The following is a 26,138-nucleotide window of genomic DNA, read 5'->3' as shown; positions in this document are numbered from 1 at the left end:
TCGGACATCGCTCGTGGGTCGGTCGGGCTGAGTTGGTGGTCGGGGTTGACTGGGTCGGTCGGGATGGGCTGGTCGGGCGGGATGGACTGGTCGCTCACTCCGGCGCGAGTGCGCCTTGGATCGTCGCGCTGGCGGGGCTGTCGACGCCTTGACCTGACAGCTACGGTACCGGAGTGGACTACTTCATTCGGGAGCTCACGCCTCCAGATCCAGCGTCGGACCGAGACGCTGAGGCCTGGGGCCTGCTCGAGCGCTTCGCCGACATCGTCAACCGCGGCTCTGCGGGCACCTACGGTGAGGGGCGGTTGCTCGAGACGAGCCAGCGGGTCCTCGCCGACTGGACCATGCCAGGACCGGTCACCACGCGCCTCTTCCTCGCGTTCCAGCGCGGCGCGAGCGACCTCGAGGCCGAGCGTCCCGTCGCCGCTGCGAAGCTCATGGTCTCGCCCCGCGACTCCCCCTCGCTGGCCTATCCTCACCTCGTTGTGGATGCGCCCCACCGGCGACGCGGCATCGGCACCTTCGTCGCGGCCCACCTCGAGGACCTCGCTCGGGCCGACGGGCGCACCTCCCTGCAGGCCTGGGTGGAGCATCCAGCGGCCGGCGGGGAGCGGGTGCTCGCGCCAACGGGACATGGCAGCGTCTCGGCGGCGGACCCGGCGGCGCGCTTCCTCTGGACGCACGGGTGGGAGCTGGGGCAGGTCGAGCGCATCAGCGAGCTGCGCCTGCCCGTGCCGGCGGGACGTCTGCGTGCGCACGTCGAAGCCGCGGTGGCCCGGGCTGGTGCGGCCTACCGCCTGCTGACCTGGGAGGGCGAGAGCGACCCCGAGTACCTCGACGACCTGGCGCGGCTCAACGGCGACATGTCGATCGACGCACCGGCTGGCGACCTCGAGGCCGATGAGGAGCACTGGGACGCCGAGCGCGTCTCGCAGATGGAGCGTCGAGTGCTCGCCGCCGGCTCCACGTTCCTCAACGCCGCCGTGCTGCATATCCCGAGCGGCACCCTCGTGGCCCAGTCCATGCTGCAGCTCGACCTCGACGACACGACGCGGCCGGCGCAGCAGGACAACACGCTGGTCACGTCGACGCACCGCGGCAGGCGACTCGGGATGCTCGTGAAGGCCGCGAACCTCGTGCAGCTCGCCGAGCGCTACCCGGAGTGCACCGGAGTGTTCACGTGGAACGCTGAAGAGAACGCCCACATGCTGCGGGTCAACGAGGCGCTCGGCTTCGTTCCCCTCGCGCCGGAAGGCGGCTGGCAGAAGCGGCTGTGAGGCTGCGTGGCTGCATGGCTGCGTGAGAGACGAAACCCCAGGAGCCGAACACCCGGCGCTTGCGGTTCTCGCAAACCAGGTTGCAGATGTTCGATCTGGTGCGCATGCTGAGCGCATGACCTCGCACAACCACCACGCCGCCACAGGCTCGAGCCCCGACGAGCCTGGCGCCGGAGCGACCGCCCAGCCGCCCCTCGAGTTCTGGGACGAGCTCTACAAGGCGAAGCCCGCCGTCTGGTCCGGTCGCGTGAACGCGAACCTCGCAAGTGTCGCCGGCACGCTCACACCAGGCCGTGCGCTCGACCTCGGATGTGGCGAGGGTGGCGACGCGATCTGGCTCGCCCAGCAGGGCTGGCGGGTCACCGGCATCGACATCTCGACCGTCGCCATCGAGCGCGCACGCGCCGCAGCCATCGACGCTGGCGTCGACGCCGCGCTGCTCGACTTTGCGACGGGCGACCTCGAGACCTGGTCCCCGGACGATGGGCTCGACCTCATCACGGCGAGCTTCTTCCAGTCGCCCGTCCACCTGTCTCGGGCGGAGATCCTGCGCAGGGCCGCCCTCATGCTCGCACCCGGCGGACACCTCCTGACCGTCGCGCACGCCGGAGCGCCGTCGTGGGTGCAGGACTCGGAGCATCCCGCGCACCTCTTCGTGCAGCCGGACCGGGAGATCGCCGAGCTGGCGCTGCCCGCCGAAGAGTGGGAGACGGTCATCGCCGAGTCGCGGACCCGCGACGTCGCCTCCCCAGAAGGCGCTCCCGGCACGCTCGAGGACAGCGTGGTGCTCCTGCGCCGAATGGGCTGAGCCTCGGCACCCGACTACTCTTGCGTGGTCGGCGACGGAGATGAGGGACGCACGTGAATGATGTTGTGATGTACACGGATGGCGCCTGCAAGGGCAACCCCGGCCCCGGCGGCTGGGGAGTCTGGCTGCGGTCGGGCGACCACGAGCGGGAGCTGTTCGGCGGCGAGCTGAACACCACCAACAACCGCATGGAGCTCAAGGCCGTCATCGAGGGGCTCAGCGCGCTCAAGAAGCCCTGCAGCGTCGCCCTCTACCTGGACAGCCAGTACGTTCGCAAGGGCATCACGGAGTGGATCACGGGGTGGAAGGCGAAGGGGTGGAAGACCGCCTCGAAGCAGCCCGTCAAGAACGCGGAGCTCTGGAAGGAGCTCGACGCGCTCGTCGAGGACAGCGGACACACCATCGAGTGGCGGTGGGTGAAGGGCCACTCGGGTGATGTCGGCAACGAGCGCGCCGACATGCTCGCGAACAAGGGCGTCGACCAGGCGCTGGGTCGCGGCTAGCAGTACAGCGAGCGTCGCTCGGTCAGAGGCGATAGGCGACGTCGCCGAGCGGGATGAGCTGCGGGTTCTGCGCCACCCACGTGACCGCCACTGACCGCATCAGCTCATCCCAGGAGGCGTCCTCGAATCCGCGACGCGTGGCGAGATGCTCCTGGATCTCGAGGACGCAGTCCCACCCAGGGCCGCTGATGCCGTTGTCGAGTCCGGTCTCGAGGTAGCCGTGCCAGGCGCGTGCGAGATCGACGTGCGCCTCGGTGAAGTCCAGGCCGTCGTTGCCGCGGATCTCGGCGAGGATGACGTCGACGATGCGGACGACCTCACCCTGCACGGTCGCTGCTCGGCCGACCTCGGGAACCAGCTGGCCACGCAGGTTCGCGAAGCGCTCCGCGTCCGTGTCCCCGATCGCGCGGGCCAGGGAGGCGCTCGGCGCGGTGATCCGCTCGGCTGGCTGCGCGCCCGTGAGCTCGGAGAGGCGTGCAAGCGCGGCGTCCTGAGTCGCGGCGTCTTCCTCCGAGAGCAGGATGCGCCTCGCCTCGCTCGAACGCGCCGCGAGCGTGATGTCGGCGCGCACCGCATCGGTGACGGGAGAGCCTGCCGCGACGAGGAGCTCGACGAGCTGCGTGAGGGTGAGGAGATCGTCGAGGCCGTCGCCGACGACGCCTCGGCTTGCGGCCAGCTCGAGCGCCAGCAGCGGCGTCGGCGCCTGGCTCGTGCCGGTGCCCGCCGAACCGGTGCGGGCACCGGGCAGCACACGCTGCGCGCTCACCTCCGCGCCGGACCGCAGGAGGAGGCGGACGTTCTCGACGTGGAGGCCGTTTGCCGCGTGGTGGAGCGGCCGGTAGCCCTTGCTGTCGGTGCGCTCGGGGTCGGCGCCGAGGCCCAGGATGACGGCGATCGGGTGACCGACGCGGGCGTGGTTGCCGAGCACCGTGAAGCGGCTGGCCGTCTCGGTCTCCTCGAGGTCGAGGCCCGCCGCGACCAGCTGCAGTATCTCCTGCTGCGTGGTCCTGAGCTTGTCGGCGACCGTTCCCTCTGCGGCGCGCGGCAGCACCACCGGTCTCGTCGAGAGGTGAGGCTGCTCGGCGTAGGTCTCGACCAGGCCTCGCAGCCAGGCGGCGTCGAGACTCGCGTCGTCGAGCCCACGGTCGAGCACCACCCGACGCACTCCCCCGTGATCGATCTCGTCGGCTACCTGCTGGAGCGTCGCCGTGACGAAGCGCGGCGCCGGTCCGGGCGTGCCGAGCGAGGCTCGCCTGGACGTCGTGAACGCGAACACGGTCGACACTCCGTCGTCCTCGGAGATCGCGAGCCGGGACGTGCTGGGGTCGAGCGCCACCACCCAGGTGCCGCGCACCATGGCTCGTGCCCAGTAGCCGTGGAAGGCCGCGGAGTCCGCCGGATGCTCGCGGTACTGCTGCGCGAGCAGCGACAGGGTTGCGAGCTCCCGCGGGCTGGGCTGCTCGGCACGCTGCCGGCTGCGCTCCCGCGCGGCGAGCGTCTCCGACACCGGGCGCGACAGGACGAGGTCGCGGAACCGGACGAAGTCGGAGAAGCTGCCGGAGAGGGCCTGCCTGAGCTCGGCGGCGTCGCCGACCCAGGCCGTGTCCTCGGGGTCATCGAGCGCCTGTGGCGGGTGGTTCTCCGCGGGGACGATGTACGTCGGACTTCCCTGCGGGTTGACGATGAGGAAGCCTGCCGCGACGCAGAGCTCGAAGATGAAGCCAAGCTCAGCCTCTGAGAGCGTGGCGTGGAAGATGCCGCCGGCGAGCGGTGCCTCCTGCTCGGGCGGGTCGAGGTAGAGATCGGACCAGTTCCCGTCGAAGGCGAGCGGCTGCCCTCCGGCATCGAAGAGTGCCCCCGTGCTCTCGTCGGGGACGACGTGCAGCCCCCGGGCGGCGAGCAACGCCGCGAGTTCGTGCCGGTCCGCATCGACGTGCTCGCCACCCTCGATGCGCATGAAGTTCAGCGAGTAGCCCATGACAACGACCCTAGCCGCGGGCGCCGATGGCGCGAACGATGCCCGCGAGTCCGTAGCGCCAGGCCTCGTCGATGTCTCCACCGAGGTTGAAGCCTCGATTCAGCTCCATGCTGACGAAGCCGGCAGCCCACGCGGTCAGGGTGCGGGCCGCCTCGAGCGCTCGCTCCTGACCGGCGAGCTCGCCCGCGAGGCGCAGGATGCTCGCGCTCGCGTCCGCACCGAATTCCGGCCGTGCGGCAGGTGTTCCGGCCCCCGGCGTCATCACGAGCTGGAACGCGGCCGGGCGCTCGTGTCCGAACGCCCGGAACGCATCCGCGAGCTGCTCGAGATCGCCGGCGGCGTCCAGCCGCTCTCCGAGCTCGACGAGGGTCGCCTCGGCAACGAGCTGGATGAGCTCCTCACGATTCGCGACCCGCTTGTAGAGCGAGGGCGCACGGACTCCCACCCGGACGGCGACCGCCTGCATGCTCAGCCTGGGGAGCCCCTCGCTTTCGAGGAGGTCGCGGGCGGCGAGCACGATCGCGTCGAGGGAGGTCCTGTCCGGAGTAGGCATGCCCCCACTATAGCTATTGACAGTAGCCATGATGGCTACGTACCATAGCCTTCATGAGACTCGACGCTTCCCTCCACCGCATCGGCAACGACATCGTCGCGGCCTACCTCGTCACCACCCCGGAGGGCGTGACCGTCATCGACGCCGGCCTCGCCGGCCACTGGCGCGAGCTCGTCGCCGAGCTCGCATCCATCGGACGCTCGGTCGACGACATCAAGGGCGTGATCCTCACCCACGGCGACTCCGATCACGTCGGCTTCGCCGAGCGGCTGCGACGCGACCACGGCGTTCCCGTCTACGTGCATGCGGATGACGCCGCCCGCGCGAAGGGCGGGCCGAAGCCCTCGAACGCCAAGCAGTCGATGAAGCTCGGCCCCCTGCTCACCTTCGCCGCCTACACGCTCCGCAAGGGCGGAGCGCAAACCACGTGGCTCTCCGAGGTCGTCGAGGTGCAGCACGGAGCGACGCTCGACCTCCCGGGCTCGCCGCAGATCATCGGCATGCCAGGCCACTCGCCGGGCAGCATCGCGGTCTTCGTCCCCGCCGCCGACGCCGTCTTCGTCGGGGATGCGCTCACGACCCGCCACGTGCTCACCGGGCAGGAGGGCCCACAAGCGGCCCCGTTCACCGACGAGCCAGCACAGGCCATGACGTCGCTCCGCGCCATCGTCGACACGAAGGCGAAGTGGGTGCTGCCAGGACACGGAGCGCCCTGGAGCTCAGGAGTGGATGCGGCGGTCGCGGCGGTCGAGTCGGCCTCCAGCAGCACTCACTGAGCTCACCGCTCGTCGCCACAGCCAACAACGCTGAGCGCACAGCGACGCTGGTTCTAGCGCCTACCGCTCTCGCTGGCACTTCTCGCAGAAGTGCGAGCCCCGGTTCTGGAACTTCTCGCGAACGATCGGCCGCCCGCATCTCGGGCACGGCTTCCCCTGGCGCCCGTACACGTTGAGCGAATGCGCGAAGTAGCCGGCCTGCCCGTTGACGTTCACGTACTGCGCATCGAAGGAAGTGCCACCCTCGGCGAGCGCCTTCGCGAACACCTCCCGCACGTGCAGCAGCAGCTCCCTCGCCTTCGACGGCGACAGCCCGGAGGTCACGCGCCCGTAGTGCAGCCTCGCCCGCCACAACGCTTCGTCGGCGTAGATGTTGCCGATGCCCGAGATGAGCGTCTGGTCGAGGAGCGCCGACTTCACGCCCGTCCTGCGGCGCAGCAGCGCCGCCACCCACGCGTCGTCATCGAAGTTCGGATCGAGCGGGTCGCGTGCGATGTGCGCCACCTGCGACGGCACACGCTCGCCCTCTACGTCCGCCGTCGGCACGAGGCGGTCGACGGCCAGCGAGCCGAAGACGCGCTGGTCAGCGAAGGCGACGACAAGATCGCCGGCGGGACCATCGACGCGGATGCGCGCTCGCAGGTGCCGGTCGTCGGGCGCGTCCGACGTGCGGAGCAGCATCTGACCGCTCATGCCGAGGTGCGCCGTCAGCGCCTCTTCGCGGCCCGCGAGCGGCAGCCACAGGAACTTCCCGCGCCGCGACACGCTCGAGATCCTCGCCCCTTCGAGCGCACCGACGAACTCGGCCGAGTCGCCAGCGTGTCGACGCAGCGAGCGCTCGTCGAGCACCTCGACGGCCGACACGACGGCACCCGTGACCGCGGGTTCAAGGCCGAGGCGCACGACCTCGACTTCAGGCAGCTCCGGCACGGCTAGGAGCCCGCAGGGGCGCCGTCGCCGCCGTCGTTCAGCTGATGCCACGCGGCAAGCGCGCCAGCGACCTCCGCCTGCTTCTTGCTCGTGCCGACGCCCTGCGCCTGCGCGAGGATGCGCTTCTTCTTCAGCACCGTGACCGTCGCCGTGAAGCTGCGGTCGTGCTCGAGGCCAGACCCCTCCACCTCGTAGCGCGGCGGCTCGGCGCCCCGCGTGTCCGCAAGCTCCTGCAGTGCGGTCTTCGGGTCCTGCTCGGCCCCGAGACGCCACACCACAGCCAGCTTCGGCTCGACGAGGCGCAGGACGAGCTCCGTCGCGACCTCGACCCCGGCGGAGAGGTACGCGGCGCCGATGACCGCCTCCACCGTGTCCGCCAGGACGGAATCCTTCTTGTTGCCGCCCGTCAGGTGCTCGCCGCGACCGAGGTGCAGGTAGGCGCCGAGGCCGAGGCCCCGCGCGATCTCCGCCAACGCCACCGTCGAGACGAGGGATGCGCGCAGACGCGACAGCTGCCCCTCCGAGTAATCGGGGTACGTCCGGTACAGCATGACGGTGACGGCCTGCCCGAGGATCGAGTCGCCGAGGAACTCGAGGCGCTGGTTGTCGGGGATGCCACCGTTCTCGACCGCGTACGACCGGTGGGTCAACGCGAGCTCGAGGAGCGAGGGAACGAAGTCGACCCCGAGGCCGCGTGCCAGCTCAGCTGACGGTGCGGCGTCGGGGTCGATGATCTTCACGTCGTGCATGACGCGAGGATCAGACGTCTGCGACCTTGCGGCCCTTGTACTCGAAGAACAGCGGAGTGCCAGCTGCGTCCTCGACAACCTTCGCGCGGTGCGGGAGGCTGTAGGTGACCTTGCCGTTCTCAACGGTCTTGACGAGGGTCGGCACGGAGGCCTTCCACTGCGAACGGCGCGAACGCGTGTTCGAGCGGCTCATCTTGCGCTTGGGGAGAGCCATCGGCGTCTACCTTTCATCTTTCATCGTGCAGGGAGGCGGGCTCAGTACTGGCCCGGCTCCCCCTTGTAATCATGGTTGCGCGCACCCTCAGGAGATTCTGTCTCACGAGGACCCGCGGCTTCCTCGGAACCCGTTGCTGGTTCCTCGGGTGCTTCTCTTGAAGCGCCAAACCCTGCCAACGCCGCCCAACGCGGGTCAACCGCTGGTGCCTGCTCTTCGAGCGGCTCCACCAGCTTCTCGCCGGTTTCAGGATCTAGGCCGAGGCAGTCCGGCCGACAAACCGGCTGGAATGGCAGTGCGAGCACTACCGCATCGCGAACGGGCGGTTCAAGGTCGACAATGTCGTCGTGAACCTCGTACTCGAGGGCTTCGTCGCGAGCATACGCGAAAAGCTCTGCGAAATCGACCCGGAGCGGCTCGTCCAGCGGCGTCAGGCACCTGCTGCACTCCCCGGCCATCCTCGATTCGAGGCCGACCGTCGCGAGGATGCCGTCGTGCAGCACCTCGAGACGAACGTCGAGTTCGACCGGCGTGCCCTTCTCGATGTAGCCGAGCCCCTCGCCGATGCGCTCAGGCGCATCGAAGTCGAGTTCGAGCTCGCGCATCGTGCCGGGCTTGCCCACGATGGTCGCAATGTTCACGAAGTACGGAGAGGAAGTCACCGGGAGATTGTACGCCCTCGTCGCGGAGTGCATCCCGAGCCACCTACTCGATGGAGGTGTCGGTGTCGCCCTGCAGGTACTCGTAGACGACACGAGGCACGTACGGCGACACGTCTCCACCGAGCGAGGCGACCTGACGGACCAGCGAGCTCGAGACGTGCGCGTGGCTCGGGTCTGGCAGCATGAACATCGTCTCGACTCGGGCGAGGTTGCGATTCACGATCGCCATCGGCGTCTCGTAGGTCACATCCGCCTGCGACCGGATGCCCTTCACGATGACCTTCGCGCCGACGTCGGTGCAGTAGTCGACGAGCAGGCCGACGCTCCACGACGCGACGCGGACGTTGCCGCGGATGCCGGTCGCCGATACCGCCTGCTCGATGAGCTCGACGCGGCGCGAGATGGGCAGGAGCGCGTGCTTGTCGGGATTGTGCACGACTACGACGTGCACTTCCTCGAAGACCGTTGCGGCACGCTGGATGACGTCGAGGTGGCCAAGGGTAACCGGATCGAACGAGCCGGGAACGACAGCGATTCTGCTCATGCCCACAAGACTACGGGGCGGTCCCTGCACGTCGCGCACATGGAGCGCTCATCGCGTGATCGGGACGAGTGGAGCAGGCCCGACAGGGTCGGATGCGAGCTAGACGCGGGTGGGCGTGTCGTCGTCTCCATCGGCCAGCGGCTCCTCTGGCCTCGGCGTGCTGCTTGCCTCGAGATCCGCGGCCTTGCGCCGGAAGAGGATGAACGAGACGAAGACCACGGCCACACCGGCGAGACCCATGAGCACCCAGGCCCACGGCGGGATCCCGGAGGTAGCGGCCGTCGACTGGGACGCCTCATCCGACGTTCCCGCGTCGCTGTTCGTGATCGCGGCCCCCTCGGTGTTCTCGGCGGCACCGAACCCAGCAGAGGCGGACGCGAGCGGTGCGGCGTCCTCAGCCGGCGCCACGCCGACCGACACAGTGAACGGGATCGTGCCGGAGATCGGGTGGCCGTCAGAGGAGACGACCTGCCAGTTCAGGGCGTAGTCCCCCGCAGCGAGCTGCGGGAGCGCCTGCGTCACGACCGAACCGTCGGCCGTGGCCGCCGACTCCAGCTCGACCGCTGTCTGCTCCACGGCGGTCACCGCGAACAGCTCGACCTGCGGGCCGAGCGTGCCTTCCGACTGCACCTCAGCGGAGAACGTCAGGGTCGCGCTCTCCGGAGCCACGTCGACCGACTCGTCGGCGGCCGGGCTCGACTCGATCAGCTGGTCGTGCGCGGAAGCGAACTGCGAGCCGAGACCGAGCGCGAGGGCCAGGAACGCCAGCATGGCGGCCAGCATGAGGCGGGAGGCGACGCGGAGCGCGTGTGCGGAGGAGGAAGAGGTCACCCGCCCATCGTAGGCCAGGGCACGCTCGCCGGCCGAGGCGCTCGAGCCGTCAGGACTTGCCGAGGAACTCCCGCTCCTCGAAGCTGTGCCGGCCGATGGCCGCCTTGAGGTCGGGCCACCGCTTGAGGCTCCAGTCGTCGTCGATGAGCAGCGCCGCCTCGTCCCTGGCGGAGCGGATCAGCTCGGTGTCCTCGATGACGCGCAGGAGCTTGAGGGACGTGCGTCCTCCCGACTGCGCCGTGCCGAGCACGTCACCCTCGCGTCGCAGCTCGAGGTCGCGTTCGGCGAGCTCGAACCCGTCGAGCGTCTCGGCGACCGCGTTGATCCGCTCGCGAGCGGTGGACTCCTCCTCGGTGTTCGAGACGAGCAGGCACAGTCCGGCGTGCTCTCCTCGTCCGACGCGGCCCCGCAGCTGGTGGAGCTGGGAGACCCCGAACCGGTCGGCATCCATGACGATCATGACCGAGGCGTTCGGCACGTTCACGCCGACCTCGATGACGGTCGTCGCGACCAGCACATCGATCTTGCCCTCGGCGAAGGCCCGCATGGCGGCATCCTTCTCATCGCTCGGCATCGCCCCGTGCACGGCGGCGACGCGCTTGCCCGCGAAGAGCGGATGCACGGCGAGCGTCGGCGCGAGCTCCATGACGGCGGTCACGGGCTGGGCCGGCTCCTCGCCATCGACCGGCTCTGCGGGTTCGGCTGGCTCGATGGCGGGGCACACGACAAACGCCTGCCGCCCCCGGTCGACTTCCTCCGCGACGCGCTGCCAGGCACGCTCCAGCCAGTGCGGATGCTCGCGGGTGGCGACGACGAACGTCTCGATCTTCTGCCGCCCCTTCGGCATGGTCACGATGCTCGAGATATCGAGGTCGCCGAAGACCGTCATGGCGACCGTGCGCGGAATGGGAGTGGCCGTCAGGACCAGCAGGTGCGGAGGCTGAGCGCCCTTCGCGCGCAGCGACTCGCGCTGCTCCACCCCGAAGCGGTGCTGCTCGTCGACGATGACGAGGCCGAGGTCGTCGAACATCACGTCGTCGCTCAGAAGCGCGTGGGTGCCCACCACGATCTTGGCCTCGCCGGCGACGACGCGCAGCGCTGCGCGCTTGCGCTCCGTCTTCGTCATGCTGCCGGTGATGAGGGTCGGCATGAGCTGCGCGGAGAGCTCCGGACCGAGGGAGTCGATGATCGAGCGGTGGTGCTGGGAGGCGAGGACCTCGGTCGGCGCGAGCATGGCCGACTGCCCGCCCGCGTCGGCGACCTGCAGCATCGCGCGCAGGGCCACGAGGGTCTTGCCCGAGCCGACCTCGCCCTGGACGAGACGGTGCATGGGCACGCCGCGGGCGAGGTCCTTCGCGATCTGCCGCCCGACCGTCTTCTGGTCGGGCGTGAGCTCGAACGGCACGAGTCGGTCGAAGGCCTCGAGCATCGGTCCGACCGCGTCGGTCCTCGCTCTCGCCGCGACGAGCTCGGAGATCGCCCGGCGCTGGAGAAGCGCCGCCTGGAGCACGTACGCCTCGGTGAAGCGCAGCGATTCCCGCGCCCGCTCCAGCAGCTTGAACGTCTCGGGCTGGTGGATGGCGCGCATCGCCTCGTCGTAGCTGTACATCCCGAACATGGCGCGCGTCTCCACCGGCACGGGGTCGCGGAGGAACGGCACGGCGTCGAGGACCGCCTGGACGGCCGCCGCGACCTTCCAGGTCGGCAGGCTGGCGGTGGCCGGATAGATCGGGATGGGCTCCTTGAGCCACTGGTCGCGTCGTTCTGAGAGGGCCTCGAGTGGCGCGTTCTCGAAGAGCTCGTACTCGGGGTGGGCGAGCTGGATGGCTCCCCGATACGCGGAGGCCTTGCCAGAGAAGATGCCGGTCACTCCCGGCTGCAGCTGCTTGGCACGCCAGCTCTGGTTGAAGAACGTCAGCGAGACGATGCCCTTCTCGTCGGTGATCTCCACTTCGACGATCGAGCCTCGTCGTGCGCGCATCTGCCGCTCGTTGACACGCAGCACCCGCGCGACGAGCGTGACGTGCTCGCCGAGCGGCAGCGACTCGATGGCCGTCATCTCGCCTCGACGCGCGTAGCGTCGTGGGTAGTGCTCGAGCATGCCCGCGACGGTCGTCACGTCGAGCTGCTTCGCGAGCTGCTGCGCGTCGCGCTTGCCGAGGACGTCCTCGAGCGGAGTATCGAGACCGATGTCGTCCATCAGCGCCTTCCTGACAGGGATGCTGGCGCGAGCACCGCCCGGCGTCGCGCTGCGGACGAGGCGGACGCGCGAAGCGCGGAGCGGACCAGGAGGACGTCGTTCCAGATGCCTTCCCGCTCGTGCTGGCTCAGCGCGTGCGACGCGCCCGGGTCCGAGAACGCGGCGTGCTCGTGCTCGATCCGGAGGCGCTCGAGCGCGCTCCGCGCGTCAGCGACGCGCTGGGCGGTGGCAGCGGGGACCCCGGTGCCGGCGCCGTCGCCCGTCGCGCGCTCGGGGGCTTCGAAGCCGGCGGCGATGGCCACGACGACGGCTGCCGGCGTGAGGCCGGTGCCGAGCGGCACCCCGTAGTCGACGGCGCTCTCGGACACCTCCTGCCAGGCGGCGTTGCCGGGACTCGGATGCTGAGGCGGCGAGCCTGCCAGGACCGCGACGCGACGCGCGCGGCGCCTGGCGCCCCGCAGGAAGGCGGGGATGAGCAGGAGCGCGACCAGGGCGAGCACGCCGCCGATGACGGCGAGGGTGATGAAGAGGGCCGTGAGGTCGACGGCTCCGCTCTCGCCATCCTGCTCGCCTGCCCCTTCGGCGCCCTGTGTCGGCGTCGGGGTCGGCGTCTCGGTCTCAGGCGGCACGGTCGGGGCGGCGCTGCTCTCGGTCTCGACCGGCGACGGCGAGGCCGATGGGGCGACCTCAGGCGTCATCGTCGGCGCCGTCGTCTCGCCGGGGCCGGGGGCGACGAGGTTGCCGAGCGCGCCGGCCGGCGTCGTCTCGAACATGACCCAGCCGTGGCCGGGCAGGTAGAGCTCGGCCCACGCGTGGAGCTGGTTGCTCGTCACGGTGTAGACGGGCTGGCCCTCCGCGTTCAGCTCGCCGGCGGAGCCGGGCGTGAAGCCGACCCCGATCCGGGACGGGATGCCGATCATGCGCGCCATGACGGCCATCGACGATGCGTAGTGCACGCAGTAGCCGGCCCGCGCTTCCAGGAATTGGGCAATGACGTCGAGGCTCGTGCCGTCGTACCCCTGCTGGACGGGCGCGGTCTCCGAGTAGGCGAACCCGTCGGCGAAGAACGACTGGAGCTGCAGGGCCTGTGTCCCGGCGGGCGCGTCCTCGTCGACGATCTCGCCGACCACGTCGCGGATGCGGTCGGTGCTCGGCCCCTCCGGCACCTCGGTGAGGGCCTCGAGACCCGCCGGCACCTCGGCGTCGAGCTGCGAGATCGCCTCGAAGCTGGGGGTCGGCACCACGGTCTGGATCTCGTAGTTCTGCGCGAGCGCCTCGTCACCGGCGCTGCGGACGTCGCCCGTCTGCTCGTCGAGGAGGAAGTCTCCCTGCAGGTCGATGATGTTGGCCGCGAACCCCGGGCGCGGGAGGAAGGAGCTGACGCCGTCGTTGAGCACGATGCGCGTCGTGAACTCGCTCGACTCAGCCCCGGCCGAGACGCCGTCGGGCAGCGGCAGGTCGCCGCCGTCGACGCTCAGGTTGCCGTCGAAGTCGCCGGGCATCCAGTCGTCCTCGCCGCTGAGGTCGCTGAGGGTCTGGAGCGTGAGGTACGGGAGCGAGCCCTGGTCGGTGGTCGTGGCGTAGCGCAGCACCTCGACCGGGTTGTTGCGCCGCAGGTCCTCGCCCAGGTCGATGATGGGGTTCGCGCGGTTGGTGGAGAGGCCGGAGGTCGAGGTCTGCCGGATGGCGTCGATGCCGGTCGGCGCTGGAACGATCGTGGAGGCCACGAGCACGGCGACGAGGGACACGGCGGTGACCGCGAGGGCCCCGCCGAGGCCGGCCACGCCTCGACTGTCGACCAGGAACCCCTGGTAGGAGAGCTCCTCGTCGTGCACGCGCTGGTGCCAGCTCGAGACGGCGTAGAGGAACACCGCGAGGGCTAGCGCCGCGAAGACGTACGACCAGCCGTTGAAGGCGTCGATGCCGAGCGCCATCGGGATGAGGGGGAAGGCGAGCAGGGGCAGCGTCGCGAGCGAGCGGCCCCTGATGCCGAACACGAAGAAGTCGCAGAGCACGACGATGACGGCGACGCCGATGAGCACGAGCATGGTCATCGCCTCGGTCTCGCGCAGCGGGGCGGCGTCCGAGCGGAGCTGCTCGACGAGCTGCTCGGCGAGCACTCCCCACCCTTCGACCGTGGCGCGCGGCGAGCCCCGCCCGGTGAATCCGACGAGGACAACCGCGCCGCCCACCATCGAGGCGACGAGCGCCCACAGCTGCGAGCCCGTGAAGGTGCGCACGAGGGCGGCGACCCCGAGCATGATCGTGACGAGCACGATCGCCTTCGCCGACCACGTGTTCGTGTCGAAGATCGGCCAGAGGAGGTTCGTCGCGCTGAAGATCAGGACCGCGAGGGAGACGGTGACGACCCAGGAGCCGTTGGCTCCCGGAGTGCCCTTCCAGCCCTGCCGACGACGCATCTGCGCGGTCGTGGTCGCGTGCGAGCTCATGCGGTGGCCTCCAGTTCGAGCAGCGGCGTGAAGGGCTTGGCTCTGGCGGGCGAGTAGACGGCGACGTTCCAGCCCGCATCGGTGAACGATGTCAGGGTGGCGCGCGGCACCGGCTTCGCGGAGACGATGAGTGCGAGGGCCGGGGCGGCCACCGCCGACAGCGAGCGAATCGCGGTCAGCCCGTCGCCGGCCAGGTTCCGATGCACGTACACGACCGGCGTGCGCGCGACACGCGAGATGTCGTCGACGACCTCGGCGCAGGCCTCTCGCCGCTCCCCCGCCGCCGAGTCCGGCTGCGTCAGCATGAGCCTGCGCATGACCGACTCGAGCGCTTCCTCGGAGGGGGTGCGTGTGCTCTCCGTGTCGCCGTCGAGGCCCGCGTGCGTCTCGAACAGCTCGGTCTCGTAGCCGAAGCGGTGGAAGCGAGCGAGCACGGAGGCAGCGAGCGAGACGGCGAGCTCGAACTCCGCGTCGATGGCCGTCGCCGGTGCCGACTGCTCGTTCATGAGGTCGACGAGGGTCAGCGGCGCCTTCGGCTCCTCGGCGGCGGCCGTCGCGCTCGTGTCGAGGATGACCACCGAGGTGTCTTCCGCGTGGTGCTCTTCCTGTCGCACGCGCAGCTCGCCCGCGTGCGCCGTCGCACGCCAGTGGATGCGCCTGAGCGGGTCGCCGCGACGGTAGTCGCGGGTGAGGACGTCGTCGGAGTCCCCGGATTGCGCGACCCCGGCCTCGACTTCGCCCCCGCTCTTGCCGCTCGGCACGGACATGGCGGGCAGCTCTGCCACTCGAGGCCAGACCTCGACCTCGGTGGCCTCGCCGATCTTGAGGACTCGCCTCGTGAGACCGAGCCCGTCGGCATTGTCGAAGAAGAGCGGGCCGACTTCGTGGACGCCGCGGCGCATCGAGTCGACGCCGTAGGCGACGCGACGTCGGCGCTTGTCCTCGTTGCGGTGGAGTCGCGAGCCGATAGCGGGCAGCACCCCGCCGATGCTGGACGGCTCCGCACCGGGCAGGAGGTCGAGGTAGGAGCTCGGTTCGAGCGCGATGAGCGAACGGTTGCGCACCTCGGTGACGACCCGCATCCGGTCGCCGACGGCAAGGGTGGTCGGGTAGATCGTGCGCACCGCGTCGAGCCGTGGTCGCCAGATGAGGCGCAGCACGAAGGCGACGAGCGGCAGGGCGATGAGGAACCCGCCGAGCGCGAGCAGCTCACCCCGGCCGAACACCACGGCGGCTGCGGCCAGCAGCACGCCGACCACCACCAGGCCGATGGCTCGGCTGGTGGGTCGCAGCCGCCTCTCGATGCGCCTCGTCGCCACGCGCTACGCGGTCGCCGCGCTCGTTGGGACGGCGATCTGCTGGCAGATCTGGTCGATGATGCGGGCGGCTGACGCCGACGCCGCCGTTCCCCGAGAGCCGCGGGCGCTGAGCACGAGCCGGTGCGCGAAGACCGGGCCGACGAGCTTCGAGACGTCGTCCGGCACCACGAAGTCGCGACCGGCGACCGCGGCGGCCGCCCTCGAGGCACGCACGAGGTGCAGGGTCGCGCGCGGGCTCACGCCGACACGGACGTCGGCGTGCTCGCGGGTGGCACGGGCGAGGTCGACGATGTACTGCTTGATGGCGGGCGCGACGTAGATGCGCGAGGTCTGCTCGATCATGCTGGAGACGTCGCTCGCGCTGAGCGAGGCGCGGACGCTCGACAAGGGGTCGCTCGAGTCGCGCCGGTCGACCATCGCGAGCTCGTCGTCGCGCTCGGGGTACCCCATCGACATGCGCGCCATGAAGCGGTCGCGCTGCGCCTCCGGCAGCGCGTAGGTGCCCTCCATCTCGGAGGGGTTCTGCGTCGCGAAGACGGTGAAGGGCACTGGCAGTCGGTGCGTGACGCCGTCGACCGTGACCTGCCCCTCCTCCATGCACTCCAGCAGCGCCGACTGCGTCTTCGGGGAGGCGCGGTTGATCTCATCGCCGATGACGACGTTCGCGAACACCGGGCCCTGCTGGAACTCGAAGCGCCGCTCGACCTGGTCGTAGATCGCGACGCCCGTGACATCCGAGGGCAGGAGGTCTGGCGTGAACTGGATGCGGCTCACGCTCGAGTCCATGGCCGCCGCCAGCGTCTTGGCGAGGACCGTCTTGCCGACCCCGGGGACGTCCTCCACCAGGAGGTGACCGCCGGCGAGGAGCACGACGACCGCGAGGTGCACCTGCTCGTCTTTGCCTGAGATGACCGATGCGACGCTCTCGCGGATCTGCCGCGCGCCGTCCTGCAGTGCGACCGCCGTGCTCGATGCGCGCTCGCGCCCAGCCGGCTCTGCGGGCAGAGCCCTCGCCGCCGCGGTTTCCGCGCCGTTGCCGTATTCCATGGCCACCTCCGAATTCAAGTGCCCATCATTCCACGCACCCCCGACAAGTTCGGCCAGCTTCTCCACGCGGTGGATGGGTCGACGCAGTCGCGGCTACGATCGCAGCGTGACACGCATCATCGCCGGAGCCGCCAAGGGCCACTCGCTCGCCGTCCCGAAGAGCGGCACGCGTCCGACGAGCGACCGAGTCCGCGAGGCCATGTTCTCCTCGCTCGAATCGCTGCTCGACCTCGGCGGCATCGCCGTGCTCGACCTCTACGCGGGCTCCGGTGCGCTCGCGTTCGAGGCGCTCAGCCGGGGCGCATCCAGCGCCGTGCTCGTCGAGCAGTCCAAGTCGGCCGCCAACGTGCTGCGCGCGAACGCCGAGCTGCTGGCGCGCGTGACCCGAGAGCAGGGTCGCCGGGCCATCGCCTCCCGCGTCGCGCAGAACTCCGTCGACAGCTTCCTGCGGACAGCTCCTGGTCAGCCCTTCGAGCTCGTCTTCGTCGACCCGCCATACGAGCTCGGCGAAGCGGAGCTCACCGGGGCGCTCGAGGCCCTGGTGCCGCACCTGGCACCGGAGGCGGTCGTCGTCGTCGAGCGGGGGTCGCGCTCCCCAGCTCCCACGGTGCCAGAGTCCTTCGAGCTGCTGCGCCGGAAGTCCTACGGCGAGACCATCGTCTTCAGCTACGAGGTGAGCCCCGTCGACGAGCCGGGGGCCGAGAAGTCCCAGGCGTAGGGGTCCCACCCGCGAGCGGCCCGGCCAGCGCCGTCGACGAGCACGGGGGGAACCGGTCCGTCCTCATGCGGGTGCACGCGGCCGATCGCCCGGAACCCCACCAGCAGCGGCGTCCCAGCCGGGAAGGTGGCGAGCAGGCCGTGATCCTCCCCGCCGACCACCACGAGGTCCACGGCTCGTGCGTGCAGCTCGGCGGTCCCGACCCCGGGCAGGGCGGCTCGCAGCGCCGCCTCGACCGCGGCGATGTCGACGGCGAGGGACGACGTCTCGACCTCGACGCGGACGCCGCTGGCCCTCGCCAGGCGCGAGGCGTCGAGGAGCAGGCCGTCGGACACATCCATCATGGCCGTCGCCCCGGCAGCTCGCGCGGCGAGGCCGAGGGAGGCGTCGATCGTCGGCGCGAGGTGCCAGTCGACGACTGAGCGCACGGCGTCGCCCCTCGACCGCAGGGCCTCGATTCCCTCGGCGAGCGCCTCCCCGCGCGCGTCCCTCGCGAGGGAGTAGAGCAGGGAGAGGCCCGCACCGCTGCGCCCCGCGGGGCCGCTGAGCGCCAGCACGTCGCCCGCCTTGGCACCCGATCGCCGCACCGGGTCGCCCCCGCGCAGGTCGCCGAAGGCGGTGATCGCGATCGTCAGCTGCTCGCTCGTCGACAGGTCGCCGCCGACCACGCCGCAGCCAGGGGCCATGTCGGCGAGGGCCGCCGCGAAGCCGTCCGCGAGCTCCTCGACCCAGGAGACCGGCGTCGAGGAGGGCAGCGCGAGCGCCACCGTGATCGCCGTCGGGGCAGCGCCCATCGCGGCGACATCCGCGAGGTTGGATGCGCACGCCTTGCGCGCCACATCGCGCGCCGTCGACCAGGCCGAGCGGAAATCGGGGCCCTCGATCATGAGATCCGTCGTGATGACGACCCGCCCATCGCCCGCCGTCAGCACCGCGGCGTCATCGCCAGCCCCGAGCACCGCGTCATCGGCTGCCGGGACCCGCGCGAGGATGCGCTGGAGCAGATCGGCCTCGCCGCACGCGCCGACCGTGAGCACGTCAGCGGGGGTTCGGCGGATGGCGTCGTCGGGAAGAGCAGGCACCCGCTCACGATAGCCTGGGAGCAAATGTCTCGAACCTTCCGCTCCGCCTCGCGCATCGGCTCCGCCGTGATCGCGACCGCCGCATCCGTCGTCCTGCTCACCGCCTGCAACAGCGCGAGCGTTCCCATGGAACCGGCTCCCGACGCGGCCGCCCCGGAGTGCGCCGAGGTCTCGGTCCGCCTGCCCTCGACGGTCGACGGGCTCGAGCTGCGCCTCACCAACGCGCAGGCGACGGGAGCCTGGGGCACCCCGGCCGGCGTGCTGCTCCGCTGCGGCGTTCCGACACCGGGGCCGACCTCCGAGCAGTGCGTCAGCCTGAGCGGTATCGACTGGATCGTCGACGACAGCCAGGCGCCCACCTACCGGTTCACGAGCTACGGCCGCACACCCGCCGTCGAGGTCGTCGTCGATTCGGACGTCGCATCGGGCACCACCGTGCTCGTCGACCTCGACGATGCCGTCTCGAGGCTGCCGAAGACCGGTGCCTGCGTCGGCGCCGACGACGTCCTCGGCTAGCACCACCCCGGAGAGCGCCGCCGAGCTGACTGCGGCCCCAGTGCCCCGGAGCACGACCAGCTCCCGCACGGCGGGCCTCCTAGCGCGTGAGGCGCGCCTCGCGGGCTGCGGCGTGCGCGCTCGCGACCTCGATGAGCTCGGTGATGAGCTGCGGGTAGCTCATGCCGCTCGCCTGCCAGCACTTCGGGAACATCGAGATGGGCGTGAAGCCCGGCATCGTGTTGATCTCGTTCACGACGAACCCGTCGTCCGTCAGGAAGAAGTCGACGCGGGCCAGGCCGGAGGCGCCGAGCGCCTCGAAGGCACGCACCCCGAGCTCCGCCATCTCCGCGAGCAGCTCGTCGCTCAGCTCGGCGGGGCACCGCAGCTCCACCCCGGAGTCATCGAGGTACTTCGCCTCGAAGTCGTAGAATTCCGCCTTCGTCATGACGATCTCGCCGGCGACCGAGGCGCGAGCCCGCTCCCCCGGCCGCGACTCGAGCACGGCGATCTCGACCTCGCGGCCCACGACCGCCGCCTCGACGAGCACGTGGTCGTCCTCCGCGAGGGCCGTCGTCATGGCGGCTGCGAACTCGTCGAGCGCGGCGACCTTGCTGACGCCGACGCTCGAGCCAGCGCGGGCGGGCTTGACGAACACCGGCAGCCCGAGCCGGTCGACGGTCTCTGCGGCCAGCGACGCACCCCGCGTGTCCCACTGGTGCTGCGAGATCGTGACGCCGTCGGCGACCTGCAGGCCCGCGTCCCTGAGCACGATCTTCGTGTAGTGCTTGTCCATGCCGACGCTCGCGGCGAGCACCGACGAGCCGACGAACGGCAGGCCGACGAGCTCGAGCATGCCCTGCACGGTGCCGTCCTCGCCGAAGGGGCCGTGGAGGATCGGGAACACCAGGTCGACCTCGCCGAGCGACGTGCGCTCGGTTCGCTCGGCTCCCGCCTCGGCACCGTGAGCGTCGCCCTCGACACGCGAGACCGTCACCTCGCGGTGCTTGGCCGAATCGGGCAGGTGGATGCGCGTGCCGTTGTCGACGACCTCCGGCAGGTTCTCGGGGTCGAGCGCGAACTTGTCGGCGTCGTCGTCCTCGAGCACCCAGGCGCCGTCGCGCGTGATACCGATGGGCAGCACCCGGTACTTCTCACGGTCGATAGCTCCGAGGACACCGCTCGCCGTCGCGCACGAGATGGCGTGCTCGCTCGAACGGCCGCCGAAGACGACGGCGATGAGCGGCCGCGCATCCCCAGCGGGGGTTGAGCTGGCGGAGGCGTTCAGCTGAGCTGTCGACATGAGGTTTCCTTCCACGAGCGACTCTTCGCTCACCGCACAAGGGTACGGGGTCGCCCAAGCGTGACCGCCGAGACCCGCCCCGCGAACCCACGTGCCCGACTGTCCAGGTTGCGTGACGAACGCACCCGGATGGGTCCACCGAGCCCCTGGCGGGCCGTCTGATCACGGAAGTTGGCCAGGCGCGAGCGGGAGGCTGGGGGCTGGGCGACGGGAGCGGGTGGGCTGGGGTACGGGGTCGCCCAAGCCGCACCGGGCGCTACTCGCCGCTCGGGCCCTCGTCGGTCGCGAGGTGGGGGGCGAGGTCGGCGGGGCTCATCCGGCCGTGGAGCACGTCGTCGATCTGCGTCGCGATGGGCATCTCCACGCCGTGGCGCTCGGCCAGCTCGAGGATCGCGCCGACGGAGCGAAGCCCCTCGGCGGTCTGCTGCATCTGGGCGACGACGTCGTCGTAGACGTAGCCCTGCCCGAGGAGGCGCCCGGCCGTGAAGTTGCGGGACAGGGGCGACTCGCAGGTCGCGATGAGGTCTCCCAGGCCCGCCAAGCCGATCATGGTGGACGCCTGCGCACCCATCGCGACGGCGAAGTCGGAGATCTCGGCGAGCCCGCGCGTCATCACGGACGCCTTCGTGTTCTCGCCGTAGCCGACGCCGTCGACGATGCCGACGGCGATGGCGATGAGGTTCTTGAGGACCCCACCGAACTCGGTGCCGACGACGTCCACGTTGACGAACGACCGGAGGTAGTCGTTGCGCGCGAGCTTCGCGACGCTGACGGCGGTGGCCTCGCTCGCCGATGCCACGACGATCGCCGTGGGCTGCTCTTTCGCGATCTCGAGCGCGATGTTGGGCCCGCTCGCGACAGCTACCCGTTCGGCCGGGATCTGCAGGACGCCCTCGAGCACCTCGCTCATGCGAAGCCCACTCGCCCGCTCGACGCCCTTCATGAGGCTCACGACGACCGCGTCGCCCTCGATGTGGGGGGCCAGCTGGGCGGAGAGCTCACGGGCGGTCTGCGCCGGCACCGACACGAAGACGAACTGCTGCCCGCGGACCGCCTCGACCAGGTCGGGCGTCGCGTGCAGGTTCCTCGGCAGGTCGATGCCGGGGAGGTAGCCCGTGTTCCGGTGCGACTCGTTGATCTCGTTCGCGACCTCGGTTCGGCGCGCCCAGAGGGTCACGTCGTGGCCCGCATCCGCGAGCACCTTCGCGAAGGTCGTGCCCCAGCTGCCGCTGCCGAGGACGACGGCACGCTGCGCCGAGCTCACGCTCCCCCCGCCTCTCGGGACGAGCCGCCCCGGTCCTGGGGGAACTTGCCGTGCTCGCTCTGGCCGTGCTTCGCGGGGTCGTACAGCTCAGCCGGAGCCTCTTCACCTCTGATGCCCTCGAGGAGACGGGTCACGTCGTGCATGACGAGCTCCGTGGCGCCCTTCATGGCGCTCGCGCTGTGCATACGTCCGGTGAACTCCGTGAGGCTCACCGGTTCGCCGACGTGCACCGTGATCTTCGTCCGCCATCCGAGCGTCGGCTTCTTCGCGTACCGCGGCAGGATGTTCTGCGCACCCCAGATCGCGGTCGGGTAGACGGGGATGTCGGCGCTCAGCGCGACCCTCGCCGCGCCGTTCTTGCCGCGCATCGGCCACAGGTTCGGCTCGCGGGTGAGGGTGCCCTCCGGGTAGATGATGACACCCTGCCCGAGCCTCGCGAGCTGCTGGGCGGACGCGATCGCGGCCTGGTTGGCGCCGCGCGCGTCGCGCGAGACGGGGATCTGCCCGCTCTTGCGGAGGATCCAGCCGAGTCCCTTGACGCGGAAGAGCCGGTCGGCGGCCATGAAGCGCGGCGCGCGGCCGAGCTTCCACACGGCCATCCCCATGAGGAGCGGATCGACCTCGCTGGTGTGGTTCGGGGCGACGATGAACGCGCCCCGCTCCGGCAGCGTGCCCTTGATCTCCCAGCGCATGATCGGCCAGCTCAGCGGAAAGGCGATCGCCGCGAGGAACCAGAAGATCGAGGGCTTGGTCTTCTCAGGCGATCCGCGCTTCCCAGCGGACACTCCTACGCCTCAACCGTGAAGTCGGCTCCGAGGGTCTCGAGCTTCGCGATGAAGTTCTCGTAGCCGCGCGCGATGATGCCGACGTTCGAGACCCGCGAGGTGCCCTCTGCCGCGAGCGCCGCGATGAGGTGGCTGAAGCCGCCGCGGAGGTCGGGGACCTCGATGTCGGCGGCCTTGAGCTTCGTCGGGCCGGAGATCACAGCCGAGTGCTGGAAGTTGCGCTGGCCGAAGCGGCACTCCTGGCTGCCGAGGCACTCGCGGTGCAGCTGGATGTCGCTGCCCATCTCGACGAGCGCGTCGACGAAGCCGAAGCGCTGCTCGTACACCGTCTCGTGCACGATCGAGACGCCGTGCGCCTGCGTCAGGGCCACGACGAGCGGCTGCTGCCAGTCGGTCATGAAGCCGGGGTGCACGTCGGTCTCGATGACGACGGGGCGCAGCTCGCCGCCCGGGTGGTAGAAGCGGATGCCGTCGTCGTGGATCTCGAACGCTCCGCCTGCCTTGCGGAACACGTTGAGGAACGTGAGCATCTCGGGCTGCTTGGCGCCGCCGACGAAGATGTCGCCGTGCGTGACGAGTGCCGCGGAGGCCCAGCTGGCTGCCTCGTTGCGGTCGAAGAGCGCCTTGTGGCTGTAGCCGCCGAGACGCTCGACACCCTCGATGCGGATGACGCGGTCGGCATCCACCGAGATGATGGCGCCCATCTTCTGCAGGATGTTGATGAGGTCCATGATCTCGGGCTCGATGGCCGCGTTGCGCAGCTCCGTGCGGCCGTCCGCGCGGACGGCGGTGAGCAGGACCTGCTCGGTGGCGCCCACCGAGGGGTACGGGAGCGTGACCTTGGCACCGTGGAGGCCCTCGGGGGCGCTCATGCGGATGCCGCTCGGGAGCTTCTCGATGACGGCGCCGAAGTTGCGGAGCACCTCGAGGTGGAAGTCGATGGGCCGGTCGCCGATGCGGCAGCCGCCGAGGTCGGGGATGAAGGCCTCGCCGAGGCGGTGCAGCAGCGGGCCGCAGAAGAGGATCGGGATGCGGCTGGAGCCGGCGTGCGCGTTGATCTCGGCCATGTGGGCCGTCTCGACGTTCGTCGGGTCGAGGCGAAGGTCGCCGGAGACCTCGTTGCGGTCGATCTTCACGCCGTGCAGCGTGAGGAGACCGGCGACGACGCGCACGTCGGAGATGTCCGGCACGTCGCGGAGGACGCTGACCTCCTCGCCGAGCAGCGCCGCGACCATGGCCTTGGTGACGAGGTTCTTCGCGCCACGCACCTCGATGCGACCCGAGAGCGGGCGTCCGCCGTTGAAGACGATGGTGTCGCCGGTCAGACCGACTGATGCGCCGGCGCGAGCCGAGTCGTTGGTGATCGTGTTCACTGAGTTGCACTCCCTGCGGTGGTGGACCTGCGGATCGGAAGAGTCCGCGGACGCCACGCCTCTCGGCGTGACTCAAAGGTGGAGATCGCGTGTTCGTCACGCAACGTCAACGAGATGTCGTCGAGCCCCTCGAGCAGACGCCATCTCGTGTAGTCGTCGATCTCGAACGTCGCCGTCATGTCTCCGACAGTAACGGTGTTCGTGGTGAGATCAACGACCGCAGTCGCACCCGGGGCCGCCTCGGCGGCGTCCCAGAGCTGTTCTACGAGGTGCTCGGCCAGCGTGGCGACAAGCAGTCCTTGCTTGCCGGCGTTGCCGAGGAAGATGTCGCCGAAGCGGGATCCGATGACGGCGCGGAAGCCGTAGTCCTTGAGCGCCCACACGGCGTGCTCCCGGGAGGAGCCGGTGCCGAAGTCCGGTCCGACGAGCAGGATGCGCGGGTCGTCCTGGTACTCGGGCCGGTTGAGCACGAAGTCAGGGTCCTGCCGCCAGCCGTTGAACAGCGCGTCCTCGTAGCCCGTCTTCGTGACGCGCTTGAGGTAGACGGCGGGCAGGATCTGGTCGGTGTCGACGTTGGAGCGGCGCAGCGGCACGGCGGCTCCCTCGATGCGGGTGATCTTCTCCATCAGACGGCCACCTCCTGCGGCGTTCGGGTGTCGGTGCTCGCGGCGGGCGCGGCGGGCTCGTCGAGATCAGACGGACTGGAGAGCGTACCCCGAACCGCGGTCGCAGCGGCGACGAGGGGCGACACGAGGTGCGTGCGTCCGCCCTTGCCCTGCCTGCCTTCGAAGTTGCGGTTGGAGGTGGACGCGCAGCGCTGCCCGGGCTCGAGCTGGTCCGGGTTCATGCCGAGGCACATCGAGCAGCCGGCGAAGCGCCATTCTGCGCCGAACTCGGTGATGATCTTGTCGAGGCCCTCGGCTTCCGCCTCGAGGCGCACGCGTGCCGAGCCTGGCACGACCATGACGCGGACGCCGTCGGCCTTCTGGCGGCCGCGGATGACGGAGGTGAAGGCACGGAGGTCTTCGATGCGGCTGTTGGTGCAGGAGCCCATGAAGACGACGTCCACGGGGATGCTCTTCATGGGTCGTCCGGCCTCGAGCGCCATGTACTCGAGCGCCCGCTCGGCGGCCTGGCGGTCGTTGGGGTCCGCGAAGTCGGACGGCTCCGGGACGACCCCGCTGAGGGAGATGCCCTGGCCCGGGTTGGTTCCCCACGTGACGAACGGCTCGAGGGTGTCGGCGTCGATGAAGACCTCGGCATCGAAGCTCGCGTCGTCGTCGGTCCTGAGGGTCCGCCAGTAGTCGACGGCAGCGTCCCAGTCGTCGCCGACCGGGGCGTGGTCGCGGCCTTCCAGGTAGGCGAAGGTCTTGTCGTCCGGGGCCACCATGCCGGCGCGAGCGCCCGCCTCGATGGACATGTTGCAGACGGTCATGCGGCCCTCCATGGAGAGCGCCTCGATGGCCGAGCCGCGGTACTCGAGCACGTAGCCGGCTCCGCCGCCCGTGCCGATCTTGGCGATGACGGCGAGGATGATGTCCTTCGCCGTGACGCCCTCCTTGAGCGTGCCGTCGACGTTGATGGCCATCGTCTTGAACGGCTTGATGGCGAGCGTCTGTGTGGCCAGCACATGCTCGACCTCGCTCGTGCCGATGCCGAACGCGATGGCTCCGAAGGCGCCGTGCGTCGACGTGTGGGAGTCGCCGCAGACGACCGTGATGCCCGGCTGCGTCAGCCCGAGCTGCGGCCCGACGACGTGCACGATGCCCTGCTCGGCGTCGCCCAGGGGGTGGAGCCGGATGCCGAACTCCTTGGCGTTGCGGCGCAGCGTCTCGATCTGGGTGCGGCTCGTCGTGTCCGCGATGCGGTTGAGGATATCGACCGTCGGCGTGTTGTGGTCTTCCGTCGCGATGGTGAGGTCGGGGCGCCGCACCGGGCGGCCCGCGACTCGCAGACCGTCGAAGGCCTGCGGGCTGGTGACCTCGTGCATGATGTGCAGGTCGATGTAGATGAGGTCGGGCGAGCCGTCTTCACCCTTCGCGACGAGGTGGTCTTCCCAGACCTTCTGGGCCAGGGTCCTCGGCTGCGACTGTGCCTCGTTCGTGCTGTCTTCCGTCTTCATGTTGCTTGCGTCTCCTCGCATCTGCTCAGGCGCCATCGACACCGCGACGGGATGCACCTGCGAAGTTAGGCCCCGTCGCGGCAGCAAAGGAGAAGCAGACCGGCAGACATGCGAACCATGCTAACACTGCGCCTTTCAGCGGGTTCTGGGCCGTG

25 protein-coding genes are annotated in these 26,138 nt (G+C 70.2%); 6 read left to right on the top strand and 19 right to left on the bottom strand.

Annotated features, from left to right (window positions below; genetic code table 11):
• Positions 1–173 precede the first annotated feature (173 nt).
• From C5B99_RS04690 to rnhA, 3 genes are all read left to right on the top strand, one after another.
• Positions 174–1,277 (top strand): GNAT family N-acetyltransferase, encoded by a 1,104-nt coding sequence (locus tag C5B99_RS04690; RefSeq protein ID WP_104240627.1) that lies wholly within the window; start codon positions 174–176, stop codon positions 1,275–1,277.
• A 115-nt stretch (positions 1,278–1,392) separates the two neighbouring features.
• Positions 1,393–2,085: a bifunctional 2-polyprenyl-6-hydroxyphenol methylase/3-demethylubiquinol 3-O-methyltransferase UbiG gene (locus C5B99_RS04685; protein WP_104240626.1), complete on the top strand. Its 693-nt coding sequence runs from the start codon at positions 1,393–1,395 to the stop codon at positions 2,083–2,085.
• A 68-nt stretch (positions 2,086–2,153) separates the two neighbouring features.
• On the top strand, positions 2,154–2,588 hold the full coding sequence (rnhA, locus tag C5B99_RS04680) for a ribonuclease HI (protein ID WP_201297737.1): 435 nt from the start codon (positions 2,154–2,156) through the stop codon (positions 2,586–2,588).
• 22 nt (positions 2,589–2,610) lie between these two features.
• Here the strand turns inward: rnhA and C5B99_RS19455 are convergent, their stop codons facing one another.
• Both C5B99_RS19455 and C5B99_RS04670 read right to left on the bottom strand, forming a co-directional pair.
• Entirely contained in the window at positions 2,611–4,566 is a 1,956-nt protein-coding gene (locus C5B99_RS19455; protein ID WP_219819614.1) for a hypothetical protein, read from the bottom strand.
• A gap of 10 nt (positions 4,567–4,576) precedes the next feature.
• On the bottom strand, positions 4,577–5,119 hold the full coding sequence (locus C5B99_RS04670; RefSeq protein ID WP_104240624.1) for a TetR/AcrR family transcriptional regulator: 543 nt from the start codon (positions 5,117–5,119) through the stop codon (positions 4,577–4,579).
• A gap of 53 nt (positions 5,120–5,172) precedes the next feature.
• On the opposite strand from C5B99_RS04670, the gene C5B99_RS04665 reads away from it, so the two are divergent.
• A complete protein-coding gene (locus C5B99_RS04665) occupies positions 5,173–5,895 on the top strand; it encodes an MBL fold metallo-hydrolase (protein WP_104240623.1) in 723 nt (240 codons plus the stop codon).
• A gap of 60 nt (positions 5,896–5,955) precedes the next feature.
• Here C5B99_RS04665 and mutM read toward each other — a convergent pair whose 3' ends face one another.
• From mutM to C5B99_RS04615, 10 genes are all read right to left on the bottom strand, one after another.
• Positions 5,956–6,825 carry a bifunctional DNA-formamidopyrimidine glycosylase/DNA-(apurinic or apyrimidinic site) lyase gene (gene mutM / locus C5B99_RS04660; RefSeq protein WP_104240622.1) on the bottom strand — a complete coding sequence of 290 codons (870 nt, stop codon included), beginning with the start codon at positions 6,823–6,825 and terminating at the stop codon, positions 5,956–5,958.
• A 2-nt stretch (positions 6,826–6,827) separates the two neighbouring features.
• Positions 6,828–7,574, bottom strand: a complete 747-nt coding sequence (gene rnc / locus C5B99_RS04655; RefSeq protein ID WP_104240621.1) for a ribonuclease III — start codon at positions 7,572–7,574, stop codon at positions 6,828–6,830.
• Between the two features lie 10 nt (positions 7,575–7,584).
• Positions 7,585–7,788: a 50S ribosomal protein L32 gene (gene rpmF, locus C5B99_RS04650; RefSeq protein WP_068484295.1), complete on the bottom strand. Its 204-nt coding sequence runs from the start codon at positions 7,786–7,788 to the stop codon at positions 7,585–7,587.
• Between the two features lie 41 nt (positions 7,789–7,829).
• The gene (locus tag C5B99_RS04645; RefSeq protein ID WP_258063061.1) at positions 7,830–8,450 is read right to left on the bottom strand and encodes a DUF177 domain-containing protein; all 621 of its coding nucleotides are present in this window, start codon (positions 8,448–8,450) and stop codon (positions 7,830–7,832) included.
• 43 nt (positions 8,451–8,493) lie between these two features.
• On the bottom strand, positions 8,494–8,994 hold the full coding sequence (gene coaD, locus C5B99_RS04640) for a pantetheine-phosphate adenylyltransferase (RefSeq protein WP_104240619.1): 501 nt from the start codon (positions 8,992–8,994) through the stop codon (positions 8,494–8,496).
• Between the two features lie 99 nt (positions 8,995–9,093).
• Complete coding sequence (locus tag C5B99_RS04635) at positions 9,094–9,825, bottom strand: copper resistance CopC family protein (protein ID WP_104240618.1); 732 nt, start codon at positions 9,823–9,825, stop codon at positions 9,094–9,096.
• Between the two features lie 49 nt (positions 9,826–9,874).
• Positions 9,875–12,025: an ATP-dependent DNA helicase RecG gene (locus C5B99_RS04630; protein WP_104240617.1), complete on the bottom strand. Its 2,151-nt coding sequence runs from the start codon at positions 12,023–12,025 to the stop codon at positions 9,875–9,877.
• Positions 12,025–14,475 carry a DUF3488 and transglutaminase-like domain-containing protein gene (locus C5B99_RS04625; protein ID WP_104240616.1) on the bottom strand — a complete coding sequence of 817 codons (2,451 nt, stop codon included), beginning with the start codon at positions 14,473–14,475 and terminating at the stop codon, positions 12,025–12,027. The genes C5B99_RS04630 and C5B99_RS04625 overlap by 1 nt, the downstream gene beginning before the upstream one ends.
• Positions 14,472–15,794, bottom strand: coding sequence for a DUF58 domain-containing protein (locus C5B99_RS04620; RefSeq protein WP_104240615.1), 1,323 nt, complete (start codon positions 15,792–15,794; stop codon positions 14,472–14,474). Before C5B99_RS04620 ends, C5B99_RS04625 begins: the two co-directional genes overlap by 4 nt.
• A gap of 3 nt (positions 15,795–15,797) precedes the next feature.
• Complete coding sequence (locus C5B99_RS04615) at positions 15,798–16,841, bottom strand: MoxR family ATPase (protein WP_104240614.1); 1,044 nt, start codon at positions 16,839–16,841, stop codon at positions 15,798–15,800.
• A 106-nt stretch (positions 16,842–16,947) separates the two neighbouring features.
• On the opposite strand from C5B99_RS04615, the gene rsmD reads away from it, so the two are divergent.
• The gene (gene rsmD / locus C5B99_RS04610; RefSeq protein WP_181064942.1) at positions 16,948–17,559 is read left to right on the top strand and encodes a 16S rRNA (guanine(966)-N(2))-methyltransferase RsmD; all 612 of its coding nucleotides are present in this window, start codon (positions 16,948–16,950) and stop codon (positions 17,557–17,559) included.
• Here the strand turns inward: rsmD and thiL are convergent.
• Entirely contained in the window at positions 17,508–18,641 is a 1,134-nt protein-coding gene (gene thiL / locus C5B99_RS04605) for a thiamine-phosphate kinase (RefSeq protein ID WP_258063060.1), read from the bottom strand. The two genes, rsmD and thiL, sit on opposite strands and share 52 nt — an antisense overlap.
• A 24-nt stretch (positions 18,642–18,665) precedes the next feature.
• Between thiL and C5B99_RS04600 the strand changes: the two genes are divergently transcribed.
• On the top strand, positions 18,666–19,157 hold the full coding sequence (locus C5B99_RS04600; protein ID WP_104240612.1) for a DUF3515 domain-containing protein: 492 nt from the start codon (positions 18,666–18,668) through the stop codon (positions 19,155–19,157).
• A 79-nt stretch (positions 19,158–19,236) separates the two neighbouring features.
• Here C5B99_RS04600 and C5B99_RS04595 read toward each other — a convergent pair whose 3' ends face one another.
• From C5B99_RS04595 to leuC, 6 genes are all read right to left on the bottom strand, one after another.
• On the bottom strand, positions 19,237–20,439 hold the full coding sequence (locus tag C5B99_RS04595) for a D-alanine--D-alanine ligase family protein (RefSeq protein ID WP_104240611.1): 1,203 nt from the start codon (positions 20,437–20,439) through the stop codon (positions 19,237–19,239).
• Positions 20,440–20,695: 256 nt separating this feature from the next.
• On the bottom strand, positions 20,696–21,703 hold the full coding sequence (locus C5B99_RS04590; RefSeq protein ID WP_104240610.1) for an NAD(P)H-dependent glycerol-3-phosphate dehydrogenase: 1,008 nt from the start codon (positions 21,701–21,703) through the stop codon (positions 20,696–20,698).
• A complete protein-coding gene (locus tag C5B99_RS04585) occupies positions 21,700–22,488 on the bottom strand; it encodes a 1-acyl-sn-glycerol-3-phosphate acyltransferase (protein WP_258063059.1) in 789 nt (262 codons plus the stop codon). The genes C5B99_RS04590 and C5B99_RS04585 overlap by 4 nt, the downstream gene beginning before the upstream one ends.
• Positions 22,489–22,490: 2 nt before the next feature.
• Complete coding sequence (gene murA, locus C5B99_RS04580) at positions 22,491–23,861, bottom strand: UDP-N-acetylglucosamine 1-carboxyvinyltransferase (protein WP_104240609.1); 1,371 nt, start codon at positions 23,859–23,861, stop codon at positions 22,491–22,493.
• Positions 23,858–24,487, bottom strand: a complete 630-nt coding sequence (gene leuD, locus C5B99_RS04575) for a 3-isopropylmalate dehydratase small subunit (protein WP_104240608.1) — start codon at positions 24,485–24,487, stop codon at positions 23,858–23,860. Before leuD ends, murA begins: the two co-directional genes overlap by 4 nt.
• Positions 24,487–25,983, bottom strand: coding sequence for a 3-isopropylmalate dehydratase large subunit (leuC, locus tag C5B99_RS04570; RefSeq protein WP_104240607.1), 1,497 nt, complete (start codon positions 25,981–25,983; stop codon positions 24,487–24,489). Before leuC ends, leuD begins: the two co-directional genes overlap by 1 nt.
• Positions 25,984–26,138 lie beyond the last annotated feature (155 nt).

It is taken from the genome of Pseudoclavibacter sp. Z016 (assembly GCF_002931215.1).
Classification (GTDB): domain Bacteria; phylum Actinomycetota; class Actinomycetes; order Actinomycetales; family Microbacteriaceae; genus Pseudoclavibacter.
This window is presented reverse-complemented; position numbering and strand designations above follow the sequence as displayed.